Annotated in this window: 18 protein-coding genes; 7 read left to right on the top strand and 11 right to left on the bottom strand. The window is 62.0% G+C overall.

Going from position 1 to position 22,661, the window contains the following annotated elements; translation table 11 throughout:
* Nucleotides 1–104 precede the first annotated feature (104 nt).
* Together OP10G_RS22865 and OP10G_RS22860 are read left to right on the top strand one after the other, a co-directional pair.
* Entirely contained in the window at nt 105–2,072 is a 1,968-nt protein-coding gene (locus tag OP10G_RS22865) for a PAS domain S-box protein (RefSeq protein ID WP_025228105.1), read from the top strand.
* Nucleotides 2,065–3,171, top strand: a complete 1,107-nt coding sequence (locus OP10G_RS22860; RefSeq protein WP_025228106.1) for an HD domain-containing phosphohydrolase — start codon at nt 2,065–2,067, stop codon at nt 3,169–3,171. The genes OP10G_RS22865 and OP10G_RS22860 overlap by 8 nt, the downstream gene beginning before the upstream one ends.
* Before the next feature lie 175 nt (nt 3,172–3,346).
* On the opposite strand, the gene OP10G_RS22855 is transcribed toward OP10G_RS22860, so the two are convergent.
* The 3 genes from OP10G_RS22855 to OP10G_RS22845 all read right to left on the bottom strand — a co-directional run bounded on the left by OP10G_RS22855 (nt 3,347) and on the right by OP10G_RS22845 (nt 6,017).
* Nucleotides 3,347–4,387, bottom strand: coding sequence for a tetratricopeptide repeat protein (locus tag OP10G_RS22855; RefSeq protein WP_025228107.1), 1,041 nt, complete (start codon nt 4,385–4,387; stop codon nt 3,347–3,349).
* 22 nt (nt 4,388–4,409) lie between these two features.
* Nucleotides 4,410–4,778: a hypothetical protein gene (locus OP10G_RS22850; protein WP_025228108.1), complete on the bottom strand. Its 369-nt coding sequence runs from the start codon at nt 4,776–4,778 to the stop codon at nt 4,410–4,412.
* Between the two features lie 258 nt (nt 4,779–5,036).
* A complete protein-coding gene (locus OP10G_RS22845; protein WP_144241326.1) occupies nt 5,037–6,017 on the bottom strand; it encodes an acyl-CoA desaturase in 981 nt (326 codons plus the stop codon).
* A 323-nt stretch (nt 6,018–6,340) separates the two neighbouring features.
* Between OP10G_RS22845 and purF the strand changes: the two genes are divergently transcribed.
* From purF to OP10G_RS25435, 4 genes are read left to right on the top strand one after another with little or no spacing between them, the layout of a single operon-like run.
* Nucleotides 6,341–7,807, top strand: coding sequence for an amidophosphoribosyltransferase (gene purF, locus OP10G_RS22840; RefSeq protein ID WP_025228110.1), 1,467 nt, complete (start codon nt 6,341–6,343; stop codon nt 7,805–7,807).
* Nucleotides 7,808–7,817: 10 nt separating this feature from the next.
* Nucleotides 7,818–8,924, top strand: a complete 1,107-nt coding sequence (locus OP10G_RS22835) for an alkaline phosphatase family protein (RefSeq protein WP_025228111.1) — start codon at nt 7,818–7,820, stop codon at nt 8,922–8,924.
* Nucleotides 8,925–8,927: 3 nt separating this feature from the next.
* On the top strand, nt 8,928–11,489 hold the full coding sequence (locus OP10G_RS22830; RefSeq protein WP_025228112.1) for a HEAT repeat domain-containing protein: 2,562 nt from the start codon (nt 8,928–8,930) through the stop codon (nt 11,487–11,489).
* A gap of 41 nt (nt 11,490–11,530) precedes the next feature.
* Entirely contained in the window at nt 11,531–12,973 is a 1,443-nt protein-coding gene (locus tag OP10G_RS25435; protein ID WP_025228113.1) for a glycosyl hydrolase, read from the top strand.
* A 215-nt stretch (nt 12,974–13,188) separates the two neighbouring features.
* On the opposite strand, the gene OP10G_RS22820 is transcribed toward OP10G_RS25435, so the two are convergent.
* The 4 genes from OP10G_RS22820 to OP10G_RS22805 form a co-directional block, all read right to left on the bottom strand.
* The gene (locus OP10G_RS22820) at nt 13,189–13,413 is read right to left on the bottom strand and encodes a (2Fe-2S)-binding protein (protein WP_025228114.1); all 225 of its coding nucleotides are present in this window, start codon (nt 13,411–13,413) and stop codon (nt 13,189–13,191) included.
* Nucleotides 13,413–14,417, bottom strand: a complete 1,005-nt coding sequence (gene tsaD, locus OP10G_RS22815; RefSeq protein ID WP_025228115.1) for a tRNA (adenosine(37)-N6)-threonylcarbamoyltransferase complex transferase subunit TsaD — start codon at nt 14,415–14,417, stop codon at nt 13,413–13,415. The genes OP10G_RS22820 and tsaD overlap by 1 nt, the downstream gene beginning before the upstream one ends.
* Entirely contained in the window at nt 14,414–14,887 is a 474-nt protein-coding gene (gene rimI / locus OP10G_RS22810; protein ID WP_025228116.1) for a ribosomal protein S18-alanine N-acetyltransferase, read from the bottom strand. The genes tsaD and rimI overlap by 4 nt, the downstream gene beginning before the upstream one ends.
* A 168-nt stretch (nt 14,888–15,055) precedes the next feature.
* A complete protein-coding gene (locus OP10G_RS22805; RefSeq protein WP_025228117.1) occupies nt 15,056–15,757 on the bottom strand; it encodes an ABC transporter ATP-binding protein in 702 nt (233 codons plus the stop codon).
* 88 nt (nt 15,758–15,845) lie between these two features.
* On the opposite strand from OP10G_RS22805, the gene glgP reads away from it, so the two are divergent.
* The gene (gene glgP, locus OP10G_RS22800; protein ID WP_025228118.1) at nt 15,846–18,410 is read left to right on the top strand and encodes an alpha-glucan family phosphorylase; all 2,565 of its coding nucleotides are present in this window, start codon (nt 15,846–15,848) and stop codon (nt 18,408–18,410) included.
* On the opposite strand, the gene OP10G_RS22795 is transcribed toward glgP, so the two are convergent.
* From OP10G_RS22795 to OP10G_RS22780, 4 genes are all read right to left on the bottom strand, one after another.
* Nucleotides 18,387–19,034, bottom strand: a complete 648-nt coding sequence (locus tag OP10G_RS22795) for an HAD-IA family hydrolase (protein ID WP_038473592.1) — start codon at nt 19,032–19,034, stop codon at nt 18,387–18,389. The genes glgP and OP10G_RS22795 overlap by 24 nt on opposite strands.
* A 21-nt stretch (nt 19,035–19,055) precedes the next feature.
* Nucleotides 19,056–19,961, bottom strand: coding sequence for a gluzincin family metallopeptidase (locus tag OP10G_RS22790; RefSeq protein ID WP_025228120.1), 906 nt, complete (start codon nt 19,959–19,961; stop codon nt 19,056–19,058).
* A 238-nt stretch (nt 19,962–20,199) separates the two neighbouring features.
* Nucleotides 20,200–21,210, bottom strand: coding sequence for a Gfo/Idh/MocA family protein (locus OP10G_RS22785; protein ID WP_025228121.1), 1,011 nt, complete (start codon nt 21,208–21,210; stop codon nt 20,200–20,202).
* 10 nt (nt 21,211–21,220) lie between these two features.
* Entirely contained in the window at nt 21,221–22,429 is a 1,209-nt protein-coding gene (locus OP10G_RS22780; RefSeq protein WP_025228122.1) for a serine hydrolase domain-containing protein, read from the bottom strand.
* Between the last annotated feature and the right edge of the window lie 232 nt (nt 22,430–22,661).

Here is a 22,661-nt window from a genome sequence, read left to right as displayed (position 1 = left end):
TGGAGTTTACACCCCCGCGTCCTTTGCGCAATGAAGGACAGAATCCGCTACCGTCTCCAAGAAACTAAAACGAAGTAGCGAACCGTAGCCAATAGTTATCTAATATGCCGACTTCTTCGTCTACGAACACGAGCGAAAAACTCGGCGCTTCGGGCGATCGGGATATTGAAGCACTTCATCGCCGCATCGACGAGCTTCAACGGCAGGTGAACACCCTTTCCGAAAGCGAGGGACGGTACCGAACCCTCGTCGAGCGCAGCTCGGAAGGAATTTGGCGTGCGGAGTGTGAAATCCCGATCGCGCTCACTATCCCGGTCGAGCACCAGATCGAGATCGCTCTTAAGTCGGTGTATCTCGCCGAATGCAACGACGCCATGGCTCGGATGTACGGCCTCGACCGGGCGTCCGATCTGGTCGGCACGCGCTTGGATCAGATGTTCGACCGAACCAAGCCGGAAACCCACCTGTTCCTGAGTGCGTTTTTGAAGAACCTGGCCCTGAATGACGTCGAGTCGGAAGAAGTAGGCGTCGACGGCCAGCCTCGATGGTTTCTCAACTCCCTCTTCGGCATTGTGGAGCGGGGTTGCCTGGTTCGAGCTTGGGGCTCGCAAAGAGACATCACTTCTCAAAAACGCGATCAGCGAGAACTCGACTTTCAGCGTCAATTCCTACGGAATGTCATCGAGTCGATTCCAAGCGTGGTGTTCGTCAAGGATTCGGAGGGTAGGTACGTCCTCGGCAACGCGGCTACCGCTCGCCTCTACGGCACGGACGTATCGACCCTCGAGGGCCGCTTCGATATCGACTTTCGGGCCGCCAGCGAGACTGAGGAGTTCCTGACCGTCGACAGAAAAGTTCTGGAAACGAGCGAAGACGTCGGCCCTTACGAGATGAGGATCGAGGGGGCCGACGGCAAAGTCCACTGGTTTGAGGCTACGAAGCACCCGATCCCGTCCGTCGAGCCGGGCAAGAGCTTGGTTCTCGGGGTTTGCACGGATATCACTGAACGGAAGAACTCCGAGATCGAGCTCTTGAAAATCCGGCACGCCCTCCATAGCGCGGGCGATGCGATCACGATTACCGACCTTGAAGGGAAGACTTCGTACGTCAATCCCGCCTTCGAGCGCATGTTCGGCTACACGGCGGACGAGCTGAACGCGGCGGGAGGCACGATAGCGCTCTATCCCGAGGGAGACAACCTCGAAATGATTTACCGGTCGATGAACGATCGGTATTTCTTCGAAGGGGAGGTGACCCTTCGTCACCGGAACGGCTCTCCCCGGCTAGTCCACCAGCGAGTGGACATCATTCTCTCCAGCGATGGCGCCCGGGTCGGCGTCCTCGGCGTGCGAACCGACATCGGAGAGCGAAAGCGGCTCGAATCGCAGATTCGGCAGACCGAAAAGCTTGCCGCGCTCGGAGAACTCGTCGCCGGCGTCGCGCACGAGATCAATAATCCTCTGGCCGCCATCTCCGTCAACGCCCAGATTCTCAAGCGGGTAAGCGATTCCGGAGTTCAGAAGCGCGCGGAGACGATCCTGCGTATGGTGGATCGCGCAACCCGGATCGGAAAGTCCCTCTTAGCTTTTTCTCGCGAAAGCCAGCCTCGACAAAAGGCGCAGCCGATCAACGACGTGCTGAATACGGCGATCGAACTGTGCGAATCGAGCGTGCGACGGGAGAACGTTTTGCTAGAGGTTGCGCTGTGCGAGGAGAATCCGATCGTTTACGTCGACGAAAGCCAGATCGAGCAAGTCGTCCTGAACCTCGTGAGCAATGCGCTGCATGCGATGCGAGGGAGCGGTCGCGGCCAGCTGAAGCTTCGCACCACTCGAGAACGGGACTGGGCCGTGATATCTATCGACGATCAGGGGCTTGGTATTCCGAACGAGCACCAGAACAGGGTTTTTGAGCCATTCTTCACGACGAAGCCGGTAGGTGAGGGCACCGGCCTCGGACTTTCAATCTGCCACGGCATCGCCGAGGCGCATCGGGGATCGTTATCGTTTGAGTCTAGGCCCGGCGAAGGAACGACGTTTAACCTGCGATTACCGCTTCGAGTCGATGATTAGCGAACTTATCAATCCGTCCAAACAAACCCTCGACACCGGGACGCGAGTGTTACTCGTGGACGACGAGGTAGACCTCGTCGCCGGCCTCGCCGATGGGCTCATGCTGAGTGGGATCGAGACCGACATCGCCCATTCCGGGGAGGAAGCTCTCGCGTGCCTCCGTCCGGGCGCCTACGATGCGGTGCTGACCGACTTGAACATGCCGGGCATGTCGGGTGACGAGCTTTTATCCCGAGCCCTACGCGTCGACTCCACGCTCGCGGTGATTATGATCACCGCAGGCTCCGACGTTACGCGTGCGGTGGAGTGCCTGAAGGCAGGCGCTTTCGACTACATCCTCAAGCCTTTCGACCTGGAAGACGTCACCATCCGACTTGAAAAGGCGCTCGAGCGACGCCGGTTGGGCCTCCTTACGCGGGCTTTGGAAGCCGAGAACGAGGTGTATCGACGCCGGCTGGAGGCGCGAGTGCACGAGCAGGCGGAACAGTTGCGGACGATCTTCGGCCGCACGCTTCGCTCGTTTACGCAAGCGCTGGAAGCAAAAGATCCGCATACGCAGAACCACTCCAGCCGAGTTGCCGGAATCGCGTTGCTTCTGGCCCAAGAGCTTCGGCCTGGGCACCCGGAATTCCTCCGTTCCCTCGTCACCGCGGCCCTTCTCCACGACATCGGCAAGATTGGGGTTCCCGAGCAAATACTGCTTGCCCCGGGCCGGCTCACCCCGCAAGAGTTCGAGGCGGTTAAGAAGCATCCGGTGATCGGCGAGACGATTTTAAAACCGATCTACTCGGATGAGACGATTCTGAGGGTGGTGCGGCACCACCATGAAGCGATGGACGGCAGCGGTTATCCGGACAAGCTCGTCGGCGAACAGATCCCGTTTGCCGCTCGGATCGTGGCCGTAGCCGACGCCTACGACGCGATGACCAGCGCCCGCTCCTATCGACCGGCAATGCCCCGGCCAGACGCACTGGAAATCCTCGTCCGCGGGGCTGGCGTCCAATGGGATGCCGAGGTAGTCCTGACCCTGCAAGACCTCGCCCAAGAAGGACGCCTCGACCACCTTCCGGAGACCGATTCGTTCTTCTGGGAGGGATAAACGCCTCCGGCACGAGCCGCTCTGTGCCCCGGTTTTTGTACGTTTTGTACACTGGTGAGGGGGTGTACAAAACGTACGACAAAGTCCTTTCCAGATTCGGCGCAAGGATCGAAGGGTTGGTTGACGAACTCTGAACCGTAAGTGCCCTCGCTCGGTTTCGTAGAAAACGTTATGTTTACTCGAAGGGGAGGTTGCCGCCTTCGGTGGGAGGGGGCGGGCGGTGAATGTTCTTCTTGACGGTGGTTCGGGACATTCCCTTGAAGCTCATAAGCGTGCTGACGTAGATCACGGCGCCAATGGCGATTGGCAGCAGCACCACGTAGTTCGGGTGTCGGCTTTGGCCGCCCACGGTGCGGAAGATCATCTCTAAATCATTCCGCTGGGTGATGGCCCAGACGATGCAAATGACCCAGCCGGCGAGGATCGCGAACCCTTTCGTGGTTTGTCCCAACACGAGGTGGCCCACGCCGGGAAAGAACGCGGAGAGAACCGCGGCATAGGGAACTCGGGCGAGGGTGTCCTCTCTTGACAACAGAAGCGGATCGCTCATGCTTCGCATTTGATCGTCGAGCGATCCGAACGACTGCAATTGTAGAGCGGCCAGAGCAAACTTCTCCTCCACGGCGACGTTCTTCGGTTCCAGGCGGCTCGCGCGTTTATAGGCGGCGACAGCTTGTTTGACTAGTCGCCTCTCCATCAGGTCATCGCCCAGCGCTTCCAAAACGGCGGCAGAGCCAGGGGCGACCTCGGAGGCCTGTTTGATCAGCTCTGTCGAGCGCGCGACGTTGTTCCGCATCTTCTCGACTCGAGCTTGCCGGATGAGCCCGTCCGCGATGACGATCTGCTCCGGCGAGGAAGGCTGGATTTCCGGCTCTTCTTCCTCCGCCGCTTCCGCGGCCGCAACTGGCTTATCGCTTTCTTCCGCAATCGACGCTTTGAGCTGGTCGATCTTCATTTGGAGCGCGGCTTGGATATCGCGATCGGTAGTGTGCTGAAGCTTTATGCGCAGGCGGGCGAGCTCCTTTTCTTCCGCAGCCGGGTCGGCTTTGGCCGCGCCCGGCGAATCTTTCGGCATCTCCGACTGGATTTGCTCGATCCGCATTTGGAGAGCCGCCTTAATGTCCCGGTCGCTGGTTTCGGTGAGCTTGGCGCGCAGGCGTGAAAGCTCTTTTTTTAGAGCCTGCGCGCTGTCGGCGGGAGTGTCCGGTCGCTGCATCTATCGGAGTAGACGAGAAACGCTACCCGTTTCGCTCTCCAAGATTTGCGATTCGCTCGGCTGCAAGGTCGAGATCCTCGAGGAGGCGGACGTAGACCCGTTCGAGGTCGTTATCCTCGTTCAGAAAATCGAGCATGTAGAGGTTGCTGATTAACGGGGGCATAACGACGGGAGCCATCATTCTCAGCATCGATAACTCTTGCTCAACGAGCCGCTTGCGCTGATGAATCAGGCGGTTAAGGTAGGGCACGTCGTCGGGCTCCGCGTACTTGCAAGCGTTGACGACTTCCTGAACGCTGTCGGCGATCCGCTTGTGCAGCGGCTCGTCGTGGTCGCCCGGTCGGGAATCGAACGTCGTCCTTCCTGGCGGCGGTCCGAGCGGCGGCCGCATGCCAGCAGGTTTTGGCAGGGGAATCGCGACGGAACTCATAGCGGGAATCCTTTGCACGTGGCCTCACCCGAGAGTGGGGAGGCGGGGGATATTCCAATGTACTACTAAAATTGCCGGATGCCAAGCAATTTGTGGAGGTTTTCTCGGAATAGATGTGCAAACGGATTGTCGATTGACCATTTACGATTGACGATTTTAGGGACTCGACGACCCTTGGCGGGTTGGGCCAATCGTCAATCGTAAATGGTCAACTTCCAGCTAAGCGGGGACCTTTTCTTGGCGCTCGCGGTGGAGGCGCAGCGCCTCGGCCTTCCGCTCTTCGGGGGTCATCGTGAGCTCGCGTTGGCGTTTGATCACTGCCTCCTCGGTAGTCCAGTTCACGTTCCAGACGAGCTTGAGCTTCTCGAGCATCTTTAAGGTGCGCGCGGAGGGATCGAGCTGGCCCTTGAACATGCCGTGGTTGGCGGAGTTGCCGATGGCGTGGTGGTTGTTGTGGTTCGTCTCGCCGCAGGAGATCCAGGCGACGATCCAGGAGATCGGATAACCGATCGGGCCCTTGAGCCAGAAGTTGGTGCTCTTGTCGTCGGTTTGGAAATCGCGTCGACCGAAGGTGTGGGCGCCGGAATTCACCCAGTAGGTGGCCTGGTTGCCGAAGAAGACGGCGGCGCAGCCGCCCCAGAGGAAACCATCCCACCAGCCGATACCGACAAGCTGTCCGATTGCGGCGGGAATGGCAAGGCCGACGACGGCCCAGAGCCAGGTGAATCGGCTGACCTTCATCGCCAAGGCATCGTTCTTGAAAGCCGGGTTGATTTCCCGGTCGAACGGATGCTCGACAAGCCATCCCCAGTGAGCATGCCAGAAGCCATGCTCAGGGCTGTGCGGGTCGCCATCCTTATCCGCGTAGCGGTGATGTTCCGTGTGGTCGGTGGCCCAGCGGACCGGTTCGCCCTGGATCGCCATGCAGCCCATGATGAGGAAAAGACCGCGAAGCCAAGGCTTCGATTCGTAACTCTTGTGGGTGAGGCCGCGGTGAAAGCCCAGCGAAATGCCGTACATCCGCACCTTGATGCCGATGAGGAGAAAGAGGGCGATCGTCAGCCCGTACCATAGCTCGCCGCGATGCGGCGACCGGCTGAACGTCCATGCCGCCACGAGCATTGCAAAGCAAGGGAACACCATGATGAACACGGTGACGGCCTTCTGCCAAAACGGCTTGTTAACTGCTGTTTGAATCACTCCCACCTCCTGTGTAAAGCGCTTACTTCAAGACGCCTCATCGCGCCATAAAGGCTTCACTCCTGTCTCCAGTACGCCTCAGTTTAGCCGCTGGTGGCGTGACTAGGGCTAACCGACGGGGTTTGAGCCTTAATCTTGACAAAAAAATCATGTATGCCGGTGTGGGGGCGAAAGCATGGGAACGGCACGCTTAGGTGCCGGCTACACGCCTTTGGCGTCGGGGGCCGCTCTGGAGAGCAGCGGTCCGCCCCTCTGGGGGGTGCGGGGCTTTCGGTATTGGTGTTAAGGCGTAACCCGGCGGCAACAACCGGTAAACTCCGGGTGTGACCCATCCGGAGCAGGACGACCGCCTCAAAGAGGAATGTGGAGTGCTGGGAGTGTATGTGCCGGAACAGGAAGCGGCGCGGATCGCTTTCTTCGGTCTATTCGCTCTCCAACATCGCGGGCAGGAGTCGGCGGGGATTGCGGTAAGCGACGGCTTCCGGGTGCGAATGCACCGAGACATGGGGCTGGTGAACCAGGTGTTTACGCCGGAGGTGCTCCGCTCGCTGCCGGGGCACCTGGCGGTAGGGCATACCCGTTACTCTACGACGGGGGCTTCGGTGCTGCGCAACGCTCAGCCGATTTACTGCCAATCGCTGGTCGGCGAGATCGCGGTGGCGCATAACGGAAACCTCATCAATGCGCGCGAGCTGCGCGAGGAGATGGAGCGGGACGGGGAGCATTTCGAGACCACCAGCGACACCGAGATCATGGCGAGGATCATGGTGCGGCATATGCATTCCGGTCCCGAAGTTGCCGTTCGCGAGGTGATGCGCCGGGTTCGGGGCGCCTACAGCGTTACGGTCTTGACTCCCAAGGTGTTGATCGGCTTTCGCGACCCGAGCGGCATTCGGCCGTTGACGGCAGGAAAGCTGGGAGAGGGGTACATGGTGGCGAGCGAGACGTGCGCTTTCGGCCCGGTGGGCGGCACCCCGACGCACGAGTTGGAGCCGGGGGAGATGGTCATCATCGACTCCCAAGGGATGCGGTTCGCCCGCGGCCACGATACCGAGCCGGGCGGCATGTGCCTCTTCGAGTTCATTTACTTTGCCCGCCCCGACTCCGTAATGTACGGAACGAGCCTGTACACGGCGCGAGAGAGGATGGGGCAGACGCTGGCCAAGGAGCATGCGGTGGAAGCCGATATCGTGGTTCCGGTTCCGGACAGTGGAATCCCAGCCGCGCTCGGCTATAGCCGCGAGAGCGGCATCCCGTACCGGGAAGGGATGATGAAGAGCCGGTACATCCATCGCACCTTCATCCAGCCGGACCAGCGGATGCGGGAAATGGGGGTTCGGATGAAGCTGACCCCGCTCGAAGACCATATCCGCGGCCAGCGGGTGGTGCTGGTGGACGACTCGATCGTTCGTGGCACGACCACGAAGCAGATCGTGAAAATGCTGTTCGAGACGGGTGCGAAGGAAGTGCACGTCCGGATCACGGCCCCGCCCATCAAGTTTCCGTGCTTTTACGGGATCGACATGGCGAGCAAGGGGGAACTGGCGGCCGCGGTGATGACCATTCCATCGCTTTGCGAGTACCTGGGGGCGACCACACTCGGCTATCTGAGCATCGAGGGGGCGGTCGAGGCGGTTGGGCGGGAGAACGGCAGGTTTTGCCTCGCGTGCTTTAACGGCAAGTATCCAATATCCATTCCGCCCGACATGAGCAAGCACGCGTTCGACGATCCTCCCGAAGTCGGGCAGATGGCGGCGCTGGCGAACGGCCAGCTCCGGCTGATCGACTAGGCGGGAGCAGATGCGCCGAATCGTTCTGATCCTGCCTGGACTGCTCGTCGAACCGGATTCCGAGTCGCCGTTGCGTCAGAAGTTGCCGGCGCTTCAGGTGATGGCGGAGACCGGGTCGGTATTTAGGCTTGCCGCGATGCCTCGTATCGAGACGCCGGAGGCGCTGTTTCTCGGGATGAGGCCGAATGAGGCGCAGATGCGGCAGGGACCGCTAACGGTTTCGGCCCTGGGCGCAGATCCGCCGGAGAAATCGACTCACTTCCACCTCTCGCTGATGTCGTTCGTGGACGGCGTCGTCGATGCTCCGGATTACCTTCCGACGCCGACCGAAGTGGAATCGATCTCGGAGCAAGCGAAGCGGCTGAATACTTCGAAGCTGACCCTCGTTCGCGGGGAAGCGCTGGACCACGGATTGGTATGGGAATCGAGAGGGGACTTCGGCACGACGTCCGCCACCGACGTTAAGGGGCAGCCGATGAAGCCGAACCTGCCGGAAGGGGACGGGGAGACGCTGTTCCGGCGGTATATCGACGACTCGATCAACCTTTTGACCGACTTGGAGCTGAACCAGCGCCGCATCGACGAGGGGCTGGCGCCGCTGAATCTACTTTGGCCGTGGGGACATGGCGAAAGGCGGCCGGTGCCTAACCTCTTGCTGCGTCGCGGAGAGCGAGCGGTCGTCGAGAGCGGCTCCATGCGCTTGGCGGGGCTCAGCCGTTTGGCGGGATACCGGCATGAAGATCGGGCACTGGTGGGCCGGGGGGTGAACACCAAGTTCAGAAACCTCGCCCAGCGGACGGGGCAACGGGACGTTTCGATCATCTTTCTCGACGCATTTGAAGAATTCAACCGAGCGGGGAAAGAAGAAGAGCTTCACTGGATGGTTCGGGAGCTGGACCGGGAAATGCTCCAGCCGCTGTTCGATTCGGCACTTGAAACGGCAACCCGTATCACGTTGCTATCGCCGGGGCTGGACGGCAAGCCGGGTTTGGGTTTGGTCTCCGAGCCGCAATCTCCGCTATCGAATTGGGTGCCGTTCGATGAACGATCTTTGGAGGAGCGCCTAATTCCGACGCGAGACGTAGCCACCGAGGTGGAATCCGGGGTTACTCTTTAGCGTGTGATTCGGCTTTTCGCGCTCGCCGTTCTCCTGCTCCTTCCGCTGGCGTCTTTCGCCCAACTCACCGCCGATGAGCGAAAGGCGATCGGAGACGCGCTTTATCTGCGCAACTTGACGACCAAGGACCTCGAGTTCGTGCGGCGAAGCAAGGGCTCGAAGCCGGTGTTGCCGTCGGTCGCGGAGGCGATCGATCGACCGCTGGAGTCGGCGGATGCGCTGATGAAGCTGCACCGGCTGGCGGGCGAGTTTCCCTCGGGAACTCTTGCCGTGGCGCTTGCCCAGCTTCAGGCGCCGGCCTTTTCGGAGGTCAAGGGAGCCGGGATCACGCTCCCAGATAGCGTTCCGGGGGCGTTAAGGGGTCCGGTGGGGGAGCTGGTCAATGCGATCGGGGCGGCCAATGCCGAGATTCGGGCGGTGGTGGCTCCGCTATCGCCCGAGGAAAAGCGGATGCTGATCGATACCTTGCCTCAGATGGCAGCGGGCAAGGCCGGGCAGTTGAGCTTCGTGCGGGGCGCGCCTTCGAGCCGTGAAGTCGTCGATTCGCTTTTGGCGAAGATCGACTTGAAACGGCTGCTTGCCGCAAGCGGGACGCTATCAGCGGTGGTCGAAGCGCAGATTCCCGCCTTGCGGGCGGCAGACCCGGCTCTCATTACGAGGCCAATCCAGTTTCAGGTGGGAGCGGTTCCGGTCGAGATCGCCGGCGCGGGGGCGGACCTGCACACCCAAGCCGTTTCGGGACTTTGTATCGATTTGGGCGGGAACGATTCGTATACCGGCCGGTACGGTGGCGGCGCGCTTACGGCGTCGGTTCTGATCGACCTCGGGGGGGATGACGACTACCAGGTCGGCGATTTGAGCGTCGGGGCCGGGCTGCTCGGGATCGGGCTCGCGTACGACCTGGGCGGCCATGACCGGTTTCACGGCAAGTCGCTCTGCTTTGGGGCAGGAATGGCCGGGGTGGGAGCGTTGGTGAAGATGGGAGGCGACGACGATTACTCCAGCGAAACGATGAGCCAAGGGTTCGGCATGCTCGGCCTGGGTCTGCTTATCGACACCCAAGGGAACGACCGGCATCGAATCGCGGGGATGGGAGAGGGGATGGGGACCGAGCGCGGCCTCGGCTGGCTGATCGACCGGGACGGAGGCGACACCTACGTTTCGACGGGAGCGTTCGCGCAGGGAAGCGGGCGGGGTGGAATCGGGTTGTTGACGGATTTGGCGGGAGACGACACGTACACCGGAACCAGCGGCTGCCAAGCCGCTGGAGAAGCCGAGGGGCTTGGGTCGCTGTTCGATGCATCGGGAAGAGACACGTACACTTGCGACCACGAGGGAACGGGCTTCGCGGATGGAGGCGCGGCCTACTTTTTTGATTTGGCGGGTGACGACATCTACGCCGCCCGCGGGGGGGCGTGCCACGGCGCGGCCCAGTCACGCGGCGTGACGATTTTTCTCGACCGAGAGGGTGACGACATCTACGCAGCTGGCGCAGGGAGACCGGCGCTCGCGTACGACGAGAGCGTGGCGTTGTTCTTGGATGGGGCGGGGCAAGACCGGTATACGAACTCACCGGGCGGAGCGGTCGGAGGGCGGAAGGGGGAAGCGCTAGGCGTGTTCATCGACGCCGGCGGGCAAGATAACTACGCGGATGGCTTGGTCGACGGGTCGGCAAGGGTCGATTCCGACGGGGCGGTCGCTTACGACGTCTTCGCGTTTCCAACCGGGCCGGTTCAGAAGGTCCCGCGTCCGGGAACGATTCCCAACCCGGGCGACGATGCGATCGATCAACTCTTGTTGGAGGGGGCGAGCGACCAGTTGATCGGAATCGGCCTCCCGGCGTTCCGGCGGATTCTCGATAAGCACCTCAGCTCGGCCAATGCGGACCGCATGGATTTCCTTTCCCGTTTAGGAAAGGCGATTGGAGAACCCGCGAAGGGGGCGGTGGCCGCCAAGTTGCGCGATCCGAACGAGTGTGAACTCGGCCGACTGCTGCAACTGGTTTCGATGTTGAGCGTTCAGGCGGCGGAGGACCGGGTGGCGGAATTGGTCAAAAAGCCGGAGTTCCAACGGCAAGCGGTGGAAGCAGCGGGGGTTCTACGGTTGTCGAGGGTCGTATCCGATATCGTGCCGCTGACGGGGTCGGCGGATCGCGATCTCGTACTCACCGCGATCTTGGCGTTGGAGCGGATCGGCGATCAGAGCGCGATACCGGCGGCTCGGTCGTTGCTGAAGAACCCGGACCTTCCGACGAGACGATCGGCCATGCGGCTACTCGCTCAGTTCAGCGCTAGCGCGGTGATCGCGGCGGAGGAACTCCTTGCCGAGAAGAGTGAACGGGATCAGCGGACGGGAATCGAGCTCCTGGGGATGACGGGGACCGACGACTCGCTTTTGCGGGCTTCCAAGTATCTCTCGGGGGGGAGTCCGGGATTGCGGATCCAGGCGATGATCGCGGTTCAAGGGCGGTGCCCGGTTTCCGCTCGGCCGATGCTTGCGGAGCTGCGTAACGATCCGGACCCGCTCGTGCGGGCGGTGGCTATGCGGATCGATCCTGGTAGGTAGGGACAAAGACGCAAAGACGGTAAGGGTGCTAATTTGGTGAGGTGCTCGTAGCGTCTCTTGGGTTTCTTCTAACCGGCCAGTCCGTTGCTTCGCTAGAGGCAGCGGTGAAGCGGCATCCGATGGCGGCGAATGTTCGGGCGTTGGCGGATGCTTATGTGGCGGCGGGGCAGTATCAGAAGGCTAGCGAAGCATTCTCGCGGGCGGCGGCGATGTACGGGAAGATGGGGGATCCCAATGCGGCGAAGGTGCTGTCTGGTTACTCGGACCGGTACCGGACTTCGATCGGCCTGTTCGTCGACCGGCCGGTGTCGGGCGATAAGAACGGGTTGGCGAAATTCGAGCCACTAGCAGGTTGCTATCTTGGTGCGAATATCGAGCGCGACGACGAAACCCGAGATCCGGCGCAATTCAACGAGCGGATCGGCAAGCACCACGCGATCTTCTTCATGTATCGAAAATATGGCGTCGAGTTCCCGAAGGAGTACGCGCGCACGCTGAGAGAGGCGAGATGTGCGTTGCAGCTCGCTTTCGAGCCATCGAACCTGGACGAGGTGCAAGACGACCGCTATCTTCGCGGTTTCGCCGAGGATGCCCGGCAAAGCGGGATACCGGTATTCCTGCGATACGCCAGCGAGATGAACGGCGACTGGACCCCGTATCACGGGGATCCCGCCAAGTACATCCAGAAATTTCGGTTGGTCGCGAAGGTGATGAGGGAGACGGCGCCGAACGTGGCGATGGTTTGGTGCCCGAACGAGATTCCGCAGGAGCCGATCGCGAGCTACTATCCGGGGCCGGACGCGGTGGACTGGGTGGGTGTCAACTTCTATTCAGTCATTTTCAACGACGCGGATCGTTCACGAGGGGCGGAGTGGCGGCGGCCGGAGGACGCGCTCGATTACATCTATAAGCGGTACTCGGGGCGGCATCCGATCATGGTGGGCGAGTGGGCGGCGAGCCACCGGTCGGTGGTCGACAATAAGGAACGCCCGGACTTCGCGGCGAACAAGATCGCGGAGTTTTACTCGTCGATTCCGCGGATTTACCCGCGGGTGAAGGCGGTGAGCTGGCTCAGCTTCGACACGTTCAAGTACGCGGGACAGGGCAGGCAGCTTAACGACTACTCGTTGTTCAATAATCCGAAAGTAGCGGAGGCCTACTCGGCGGCGGTGGATCAGCCCTACTACTTGGACGAGGTTCGCGAGTCCGCATCGGCGGCTTCCCGGCCTTCGTCGGTCGGTCCGAGCTCTCGGCTGGAGGCTCAGGATCTTGTTAGCGCCTACATGCGTTCGTACGAGCACTCGCCGCTGACGACGTTCTATTTGGACAAGGCTCCGATCGCCAAGTTTTACGGGGCGGGAGACTGCGAGTTTCACTTGCCGCGCTGGTGTCCATTGGGACTCCACGCCTTGAGAGTCGAGGTTCGGGACACGGCGGGGCGGTTGGCGGGATCGGCGAATGTGCCGGTGTTTATTGGAAAGTGATGCGGTGGGGGGAGAGCACGGGTCATAGCCATTTAGTTTAGGAAGGGACGAGTTCGGTTTGTCTCTCTCCCCCGGTTCGTTGCTCGTTCCTCGCACTCACCGACCCCTCTCGCGGAGGAGAGGGATGGGGCCGCTTAGGCGATGAAGAAGACTCCGGATTGTGCCGGGTGAGCCTTATCTAAATGGCTATGAGAGCACGGGTTACAGCGGCACGATCATCCGCCTTCACCCGTGGCACCCGGTGGGGGGTTGTCGACGGCGAAGGCCACATCTCCGGTGCGGAGCATTTTGGCGATGTAGGGGCGGCAGAGGCCGCAGTTGGTACCGCAGCCGAATCGCTCGGCGGCTTCTTCGACGGTTTGTACTCCGGCGGCTTTCAGCGTCGCAAAAGGGATGTCGAAGCAGACGCATTTTCTGACCGGGCGGTCGTCTTCGGACATCAGGGCAACTCGGCGGTGGGTAGCGACTCCAGGTCCGTCCCGTTCCGTTCGCCTCGGGCGAGGCGGTAGGAAGCGGCGAGACCGATCATTGCGGCGTTGTCGGTGCAGAGCGACAGAGGCGGGGTTAGGAATCCGACGCCTTCCTTTTCGCAAGCGGCGGCGAGACGCGAGCGGAGAGCGAGGTTGGCGGCAACGCCGCCGACGAGGGTTAGCGCCCGGCTATCGAGGCGCCGCACGGCACGCATCGCGCGCTCGGTGAGGACGGAAACGATCGTTTCCTGCAAACTTGCGGCGGCGTCGGCAACGTTCAGGCGGTCTCCCTCGCGTTCGACCAAGCGCAGCACGGCAGTTTTCAGACCGCTAAAGCTGAAGTCGATGGTGTCGCCGACCAATCCTTTCGGGAGCGAATATCGCTTGGGGTCGCCGGCTTTGGCGGCTTCTTGTATCGCGAACCCGCCCGGGTAGCCGAGGCCTAGGAGGCGGGCTCCCTTGTCGAACGCCTCGCCGGCGGCGTCGTCGCGCGTCTCGCCCACGATCTCGTAGTCGCCAAGTCCACGCACCGACACGAGCTCGGTGTGGCCACCAGAGACGATCAGGCAGGCGTGGGGCATCGGCAGCTCGTCCGGCAGCGCCAATACGCTGAGGAGATGCCCTTCGAGGTGGTGGACGCCGATCAGGGGGACTTCGAGCGAGAAAGCGATCGCCTTTGCCGCGGTTACGCCGACGCTGAGCGCGCCGACCAGGCCGGGGCGATTGGTGACCGCGATGGCGGCGACATCCTCGAGCTTAACCCCAGCGTCGCCAAGTCCCGCTTGGATGGTGGGCAGTAGGGCTTCGACATGGGCGCGAGCGGCGGCCTCCGGCACAACGCCGCCCCACTTGCCGTGTAAGGCGATCTGGCTAGCGACGGCGTTGGAGAGGACGCGGCGGCCTACCACGACGGCGGCGCTGGTCTCGTCGCAGCTCGTTTCGATGGCGAGGATGGGACGCTCAAACAGCGTCACGCCCGGGGAGGCTCCCAGTGCTCCAAGTCGTACAGCCACATCACGATGGCGTCTTCGCGGTTGTCGGGGTAGTACCCTTTCCGGCGGGCGGAAATGGTGAAGCCCAATTTCTCGTAAAGCTTGATCGCGGGGTCGTTGCCGGCTCGAACTTCCAGGGTGGAGCAGAGCATTCCTTTCTCCTGTCCCCGGCGAAGCAGCTCGACCATTAGCTTTTCGCCGATTCCTTTTCGTTGATGCTCCTGGGCGACGGCGATGGTGGTGACGTGGGCCTCGTCGATGACGAGCCAAATGCCGCCGTAACCGATCACTTCGCCGGAAAGGATCGCGACGAGAAAGATCCCGTGCGGGTGATCCAGCTCGTTCCGGAAGCTACGCTCCGACCACGGCGCCGTGTTCGTTCGCCCTTCGATCGCAAGGATCGCGGGGATATGCGCCTCCTGGATCGGTTCGAAGCGGAGAGTGGAGAGCATGCTGGCGTTGGGCGTTGGGCGTTGGGCGTTGGGCGTTGGGCGTTGGGCGTTGGGCGTTGGGCGTTGGGCGTTGGGCGTTGGGCGTTGGGAAGTCTTCGATTAGCAGAAAACAGTTACCTCAAGGTTAACGCCCAACGCCTTAACGCCTAACGCCTAACGCCTAACACTCTATCCTCCCAAATACGCTTCCTTTACCTTCGGGTTGGCAAGGAGGGCTTTGCCGGTGTCGCTGAGGACCACGGAGCCGGTTTCCAAGACGTAGGCGCGGTGGGCGATTTCTAAGGCTCGGTTGGCGTTTTGCTCGACGATGAGGATCGTGCAGCCCTCCTTGTTCAGGTCGAGAACGATGTTGAAGATTTCGGTGACGAGGTTGGGGGCAAGGCCGAGGCTGGGCTCGTCGAGGAGCAGAATTTGTGGGCGCGACATTAGGGCGCGGCCGATCGCGAGCATTTGCTGCTCGCCGCCGCTCATGGTTCCCGAATTCTGCTTGAACCGTTCGCGAAGGCGAGGGAAGCGATCGAGCACGGCTTCCATGTCCTTGTCCACATCGGCATCCTTCCGGATGAATGCGCCGAGCTGCAGGTTCTCGTGGACCGACATGTTCGTGAAGATGCGCCGGCCCTCGGGAGAGTGCGAGATCCCCATCTTGACGATGTCGTGGGCGGGGCAATCGGTAAGATCGCGCCCCTTGAAGGTGATGGAGCCGGTGCGCGGCCGCAGCAACCCGCTGATGGTCCGGAGCAATGTGCTCTTGCCGGCGCCGTTCGAACCGATGATCGCCACGATTTCGCCGCTTTGGACGTTGATCGTCACGTCGTTGAGGGCCTGAATCGCCCCGTAGAACACGTTAATTCCCTGGATATCGAGCATGAAGCCTCTCGCGTTGTACCCCGCATCCGGCTCTTGGGGCATCGGCGAACGTGAGGATCGCTCCTAAAGCTAAACTGTCAGCACCCCGATGAAGCATCCGAAGTTTTCCCATGCTTTCGAAGTCACCACCGAATTCCCGGAGGCGCTGGCTCCGCTAAAGGAGCTTGCGAGCAACTACCGGTGGACTTGGGACCACGAGACGCGCGATCTGTATCGGTCGATCGACAAGGAGCGGTGGGATAATTCCGACCACAACCCGATCCTGTTTCTGAACAGCCTCGGACGGGAGCGTCTGGAGCGTCTGGCGGCCGACGGGTACTTCATCACCCGGCTTAATCGGGCGGTTAGCCGGCTTCGGGAGTATCTCGGCGCGGAGACCTGGTTCGGGAAGACGTATCCCGAGCTGGCGGATAACACCAAGATCGCTTACTTCTGCGCGGAGTTCGGGATCTCGGAAGGGCTGCCGATCTATTCCGGCGGTCTCGGTGTGTTGGCGGGGGACCACCTGAAGGCGGCGAGCGATCTCGGAATTCCGCTCGTCGGAGTCGGCCTCCTTTATAACCGTGGGTACTTCAGGCAGCGGCTAAACCACGACGGCTGGCAGCAGGAGGTTTATCCTCAATACGACTTCTATCAGATGCCGCTCACGCTGATCCGGGGCGAGGATGGACAGCCGCTACGGATCGACGTCGAGTTTCCGGACCGGACAGTAACCTGTCAGGTTTGGCGCGCCGAAGTCGGCCGGGTTTCGCTGTTCCTGATGGACAGCAATGTGCTGGAGAATCAGGCCGCGGACCAGGGGATCACCGACAACCTGTACGGCGGCGATGAAGATATGCGGATCCGCCAAGAGATGATCCTGGGGATCGGCGGTATGAAGGCGCTCCGCGCCATCGGCATCAACCCCACGGTGTGCCATATGAACGAGGGGCACGCGGCGTTCCTTTCGATCGAACGGATTCGGCAGTTTATGCAGGATCACGGCTGCGATTTCCGCACCGCGCGGCAGGTCATCGTCGGTGGAAACATTTTTACCACCCATACACCGGTCCCGGCCGGATTCGACCTGTTCAACCCCCCGCTGTTGGAGCGGTACATGGGCAAGTCGGTGGCTGAGACGGGGCTCCCGTTTGAGGAGTTTGTCAAGCTCGGCCGGGTTGACCCGGAGAACCAGGGAGAGGCGTTCAACATGGCGGTGCTCGCGATGGAGAATGCCAACCGCGTGAACTCGGTTTCCAAGCTCCATGGCGAGGTAACCCGCGGCATGTTCTCCTCTCGATGGCCGGGGTACCCGGAGGACGAGGTGCCGGTGGGCGCGGTGACGAACGGCATCCACACGATGACGTGGGTCAGCAAGCGGATGGCCGAGATGTTCGACAACTACCTCGACCCGGCATGGCGGCGAAATCCGGAGAACCCGGATCTGTGGGCGGGGATCGACGATATTCCGGACGAAGAGCTTTGGGGGGCGATCGAGCACCAGCGGGGGGACCTGATCCGGTTTATCCGGCGACGCCTGCAGAACGACCTGGAGCGGCGCATGGCGGGCGGGTTGGATTTCGGAACGATCAACGGCATCCTAGATCCGCGGATTCTCACGATCGGCTTCGCCCGCCGGTTTGCGACTTATAAGCGGGCCTCGCTGATGCTTACCGACCGGGACCGCTTGAAGAGCATCCTTTACCATTCGGAGCGGCCGGTGCAGATCGTTATCTCCGGTAAGAGCCACCCTCGGGACGACGGTGGGAAGCGGATTATCCAGGACCTGGTGCAGTTCATGAGCAGCGGGGGCGCTCGCACTCGGATGGTGTTCCTCGAGGATTACGACATGCGCGTAGCCCGTCAGCTTGTTCAGGGGGTCGACCTGTGGCTGAACAACCCGCGGCGCCCGCATGAGGCGTCGGGTACGAGCGGCATGAAGGTCGTGCCCAACGGTGGGCTGAACCTGTCGATTCTGGACGGGTGGTGGGACGAGGGGTACGAACCTGGCCTGGGATGGGCGATCGGCGACCGGACGCAGTTGGGGGACGAGGGGCATCAAGACTGGCTGGATAGCCGGGCGCTGTACCATGCCATCGAGCATGAGGTCGCGCCGATGTTCTACCACCGGGTCGAAAACGGCGTTCCTCGCGGCTGGGTGCAGATGGTAAAGCGCTCGATCCAAAAGCTTGGCCCGACTTTCTCGACCAACCGGATGGTGCGTGATTACGCGCGAGACTACTACGTGCCAGCGGCGAGGACCTACCACACGATGGCGGATGGGACGCTCGACAAGGCGCGCGAGGCGCTCGCTTGGCGCGACCGGGTCCGGACCAACTGGGGCGCGGTGCGGGTAGCCGAGGTGCGCGACGGGGCGGAGACGGCCAACCCGCTTGGGCGCTCCTTTGAGGTGACGGCGGCGGTGGAGATGGGTCCGCTCGCGCCGGGAGACGTCAGTGTTCAGGCGGTGGTAGGGAAAGTCGGCCCGAATCGGGAGCTTCAGAACGCGCAGATTACCGAGCTGCTTCCGGTGGGGGCGGATGGCAATCGTCAGCTATTCAAGGGGACGATTACCTGCGACGTGCCGGGGTATCAGGGTTACACGGTTCGCGTGGTGCCTAAGCACGACGACGTGGCAATCCCGAGCGAGCTAAGCCTGATCGCCTGGGAGTAGCCGGACCTGGCCCGGGGACTCGAATCGGATTTCGCGGAAGTCTTTGATGATGGCGTCGGCTTCCGCCAATCCGTCTCGGGGAACGGAGGTGCTGAGGGCGATCGCCTTCATGTTCGCGGCATGGCCGGATCGGATGCCGGCGACGGTGTCTTCGAAGACAAGGCATCGTTCGGGGATTTGGTTTAGCCGCTTTGCGGCGAGCAGGAACGGGTCGGGGGCGGGCTTGCCGCGTTCTACGTCTTCTCCGAAAACAGAGATCGGCGGCGTCGGCACTCCGGCGGCCCGCATCCGGGCGCGGGCGACGTCGCTGGTTCCGGAGGTGACGACCGCCCAGGGGCAAGTCAGGCTGATCAAAAACTCAATCGCTCCGGGTAGGGCGAATACGCCTTCGGTATCGGTGGCTTCTCGATTGCGGATCCAGGCGTCTTCTTCTTCCGCGTCGACGTGGGGGAGAAGGGCTCGAATGGAGTCGATCGATCGGCGGCCGTGGATCTGGGGCAGGACGAAGCTGGCATCCAGGTGGTGCCGGTTTGCGAAGGCGGTCCAGGCGCGGTCGACGGCGGCGATCGAGCTGACGAGGGATCCGTCGAGGTCGAACAGGATCGCGTCGAATTCAAAGATCATGGGAAATTGTAGCTCTCCCAGTCATCCTTGAATCCAAGCAAGGGCTTGGTCGAAGACCGCCTGCTCGCTCATGCCGTAGACTTGCCGGAGCGCTTCGTCGGCGGGTGGCTGGTTGGTGACTCGCATTTTGATCTCCGTCCAGATAGAGTTGTCGGAGAACGCTCGCAGCAATTCGCCGATCCCCTCTTCGCCCTTCAAAGAGACGAGGTAGCGGCCGATCCATGCCGATTGCTGGTAAGCGCGCCAGGTCTTGGCGGGATGCGGCTCGCCTTGGCGTCGGGCGGTGTGAACGAGCTCCAGGCCGCGGGGCGACAGCCAGCGCGCTTCGCCGGAGGCGAAGGCACGTCTCATGCGAAGGTCGGAGCTCTGCTCGGCGAGCATGGCGACCGCTTCGTTCAGCCAGTGGGGCGCGCGTCCTTGGGTGACATCGAGCACCCCGACGTGGGCGTACTCGTGCGACACCACTTCCTGAAAGCCATGGAAGCTGGCGGCGGCCCCGGCGGGAATGCAGATCTTGTCGTAGGGGTACTTGTCCATCATGTATCCGAATCGGCCGACCGCCCACGGAGCGTCGGTTTCTTCGGCGAGCAAGGTCACCATCGTCTTTGGCCGGTTGGCGAACCCGAATCGACGCGCGACGTTCTCGCATGCTTCGACGGTGAGGTGGGCCAGCTCGTGTGAGTGGGCGGAAGACTCCAGGGTGAGCCAGTCGTTGACGGCGATCTCCTCAGACTGTCTTCGGGTGACGGTTTCGGCTTCGATCAGCCGGTACCACCCTTCGTAGGCTCCGGTTGCGCCGACTCCCAGCCGGATCGCCATGGCGTACGCGGGTTCCAGGCGGTCCCAGTAATACTCCTGGATGACCGCCCTCCACTCGCCGTAATCGCCTAAGGATCCATACCGGCTGACGACATTGCCTTCACTCACTTCATACCAATTATGTTCCCCGTAGCGTCGGCGCCCCGCCGATGATTCCGGCGTACTTGCGGTACACCGGGACGCGGGCACGGAACCCGCGGCTACACGTCCTTCGGACGTAGGGAGTAGCGTCGGCGCCCTCGCCGATGATCCTGGTGTACCGAAGGTACACCAGGCGCAGGCGAGGCCGCTCTGGAGAGCGGCGGTCCTTCTACGGCTTCGCCGTAGCTCCCTCACCATCCGGAGGTTATTTGTATTTTGGGACTACCGTCTGCTTCGCCGAAGAGGAGCGTTCGGCGGCTTCGATGGCGGCGATGGTTCGGCGGGCTTGGGTGGGTTTGACGACTAGGTCTTCGCCGTGCATTAGGTGGGCGGCGATGTTGGCGTAGTAGGCGGCCCACTCGGTTTCTTTGGGTTGGACGGTGAATTTGGCCATGTGGCCTTCGTGGTCGACGGTTACGTCGATTTCCTTCCAGCCGGATTGGACGATCGCGCCCCGGGTGCCCAAGATTCGCCATCGCGCCTTTCCAACGGCGGCGAGGGAGGAGATTTCCACTTGGGCGGTTTTGCCGCTTTCGAACCGGATGACGAGCTCGGTGTGGTCCTCGTTCGTCGACTCGTGCCAGCGGAGCTTGTGGTAGTAGCCATCCACGCCGGCGATGTTCTCCGGGATGAATTGGAGGACCCAGTCGACGATGTGGGCGCCCCAGTCGAACATCGCGCCGCCGGAGATTTTCTTATCGCTTCGCCACCAGGTTCCGGGTTTATGCATGCCGCCCATGCAGGCTTCGATGTGGAAGACCTCGCCGATCAGCCCCTGCTCGATCAGCTCGCGGATCTTCATGAAGTCGCCGTCCCAACGGCGGTTGTGGAAGACGGAGAGCATCTTGCCGTTCCGGTCCGCGGCTTCGATCATGGCGTCGGCCTCTTCCACCGAGACGCACATCGGCTTTTCCACCACGACATGCTTGCCGGCGTTGAGGCATTGGATGGCAACGGGGGCGTGCAGGTTGTGAGGAAGGATGACCACGCAGAGATCGACCGACTCGTCCCGAAGCAGGTCGTCGACACTGGAGTAGGTGGCGATGCCGGGGAAGTCGTCGGCGGCGGAGGCGACTCGCGCCGGGTCGACGTCGCAGGCGGCTACGGTGCGCATTCCCGCGGCGTTCATCCACTTCGCGTGCTCGCGGCCCATGTTGAAGGCGCCTCCGTATCCGATGACGGCGGCGCCGACGGTTTGGCTGGGAAGATTGGTCACGAGGCGAATTCTACAGCGCGAGAATCGATTTGCGCTGACTCCAATCGATGGCGGTAATAGCGCTCATCAGCTCTTGGTGGATTTCCCAGGGGAGCTGCCGGCCGTCGATCCCCTTGTTGATCACGAGGGTCATGCAGACGCCGGCAAAGTTGGTGGAGAAGAACCCGCCGCCGCCGGGCAACGCTCCGCCCTCGCGGAACGCGACGGCGCCTTGGCCCAGTTCGACGTCCAGTCCCAGCCCCTTGTATTGGGCGACCGATCCGGCGAATTCGGGGCGGCGGATGATCTCCATCTGCATCCGGTCGGAGAGGACCTGGGCGGCTTTGTCGGTTCGAAAAGCGGAGACGAGCCGGGCGAGGTCGATCGAGTCGGATACCCAGCCGGCGGCGGCGTCGGCCTGTTCGTAGGCGGCGCCCCCGTACATCAGCGCCACCCCCTTTCCGTGGTCGGCGGCGAAGACGGAAGGGTAGGTGTGTTCCGGTTGCTCGTAATACTTCGCCTCGTCTTGGTAGTTCTCGGGGCCACGACTGCGCCGCAGGACGGCTCGCGATATTCCGAGCGGCCCGAAGACGGTGGATTGAACGTACTCCCTGTAGGGCGTGCCGGAGATGTCCTCGATGAGTCTCCCGAGCAGTACGTAACCGAAGTTGGAGAGCTCTGCCTTCGTTCCCGGAACGTAGGAGAGGGGCTGGCGAAGTCCGAAAACGACGTTCTGGCGAGCGGTGGAGGGCATGGTTCCCTCGAAAGCCTTGGCAACCTCGGGCCGGCTCCAGGCATTAAACGCCGGACCGAAGCCGGCGGAGTGCTGAAGGAGGTCTCGGAAGGTGATTTTGGGATAGTCGTCGGAAGCGACCTGCTTCTTTGCTTGAACGTCCGTGAGCTTCAAGTAGGGAAGAGCCGGCGCGTCAAGCGAGATGTTCTTCGCGGTCAGAAGGTGCATGACCGCCAATGCGGTGGCGGTTCTGGAGATGGAGCCGAGGGCGACGCGGGTCAACGTGGTGAACGGCGTTCGCCGTTCACGGTCGGCGTAGCCGCGCTGGAACGTGTATTTCAGCTTCCCCTCGCAAGAGACGGTGAAACAGAGGCCAGGAATCGCGTTCTCGTCCTGAAACCGGGTCAGCGCGCTTTCAATCGCCGCCGCCGGTTGCCCCTGAACGGCCATCGGCACCCCGACGCGCGTCGTTACCGGCAAGAGAAGATAAGCGACCAGGGCAACCATCGTCGGATTATGACGACCGACCGGGGGGATCGCTTCGCTTGTCGGAGCCTTCGGAGCTTTCGGAGCCTTCGGAGCTTTCGAGTGTATTCAGGCGTTACCCTAATGCTCCCACTCTCCGCATGCTCCGAAGCGAAGCGCTGCTCCGAACGCTCCCCGCGAAGCGGGCTCCGATAGCTCGGCATGCTCCGCGGCGAAGCCGGGCTCCGAAAGGCATGCTATGGGTGCTTGATTC

This window comes from Fimbriimonas ginsengisoli Gsoil 348 (genome assembly GCF_000724625.1).
Taxonomy (GTDB): domain Bacteria; phylum Armatimonadota; class Fimbriimonadia; order Fimbriimonadales; family Fimbriimonadaceae; genus Fimbriimonas; species Fimbriimonas ginsengisoli.
Note: the sequence above shows the minus strand (reverse complement) of the source record. Positions and strands in the feature narration are given on the sequence as shown.

Excerpts from the sequence above, each read along its gene's own strand:
- OP10G_RS22865 (WP_025228105.1), top strand. The coding sequence starts at position 105 with ATGCCGACTTCTTCGTCTACGAACACGAGCGAAAAACTCGGCGCTTCG.
- OP10G_RS22860 (WP_025228106.1), top strand. The coding sequence starts at position 2,065 with ATGATTAGCGAACTTATCAATCCGTCCAAACAAACCCTCGACACCGGG.
- OP10G_RS22855 (WP_025228107.1), bottom strand. The coding sequence starts at position 4,387 with ATGCAGCGACCGGACACTCCCGCCGACAGCGCGCAGGCTCTAAAAAAA.
- OP10G_RS22850 (WP_025228108.1), bottom strand. The coding sequence starts at position 4,778 with ATGCGGCCGCCGCTCGGACCGCCGCCAGGAAGGACGACGTTCGATTCC.
- OP10G_RS22835 (WP_025228111.1), top strand. The coding sequence starts at position 7,818 with ATGCGCCGAATCGTTCTGATCCTGCCTGGACTGCTCGTCGAACCGGAT.
- OP10G_RS22820 (WP_025228114.1), bottom strand. The coding sequence starts at position 13,413 with ATGTCCGAAGACGACCGCCCGGTCAGAAAATGCGTCTGCTTCGACATC.
- rimI (WP_025228116.1), bottom strand. The coding sequence starts at position 14,887 with ATGCTCTCCACTCTCCGCTTCGAACCGATCCAGGAGGCGCATATCCCC.
- OP10G_RS22805 (WP_025228117.1), bottom strand. The coding sequence starts at position 15,757 with ATGCTCGATATCCAGGGAATTAACGTGTTCTACGGGGCGATTCAGGCC.
- glgP (WP_025228118.1), top strand. The coding sequence starts at position 15,846 with ATGAAGCATCCGAAGTTTTCCCATGCTTTCGAAGTCACCACCGAATTC.
- OP10G_RS22795 (WP_038473592.1), bottom strand. The coding sequence starts at position 19,034 with ATGATCTTTGAATTCGACGCGATCCTGTTCGACCTCGACGGATCCCTC.
- OP10G_RS22780 (WP_025228122.1), bottom strand. The coding sequence starts at position 22,429 with ATGGTTGCCCTGGTCGCTTATCTTCTCTTGCCGGTAACGACGCGCGTC.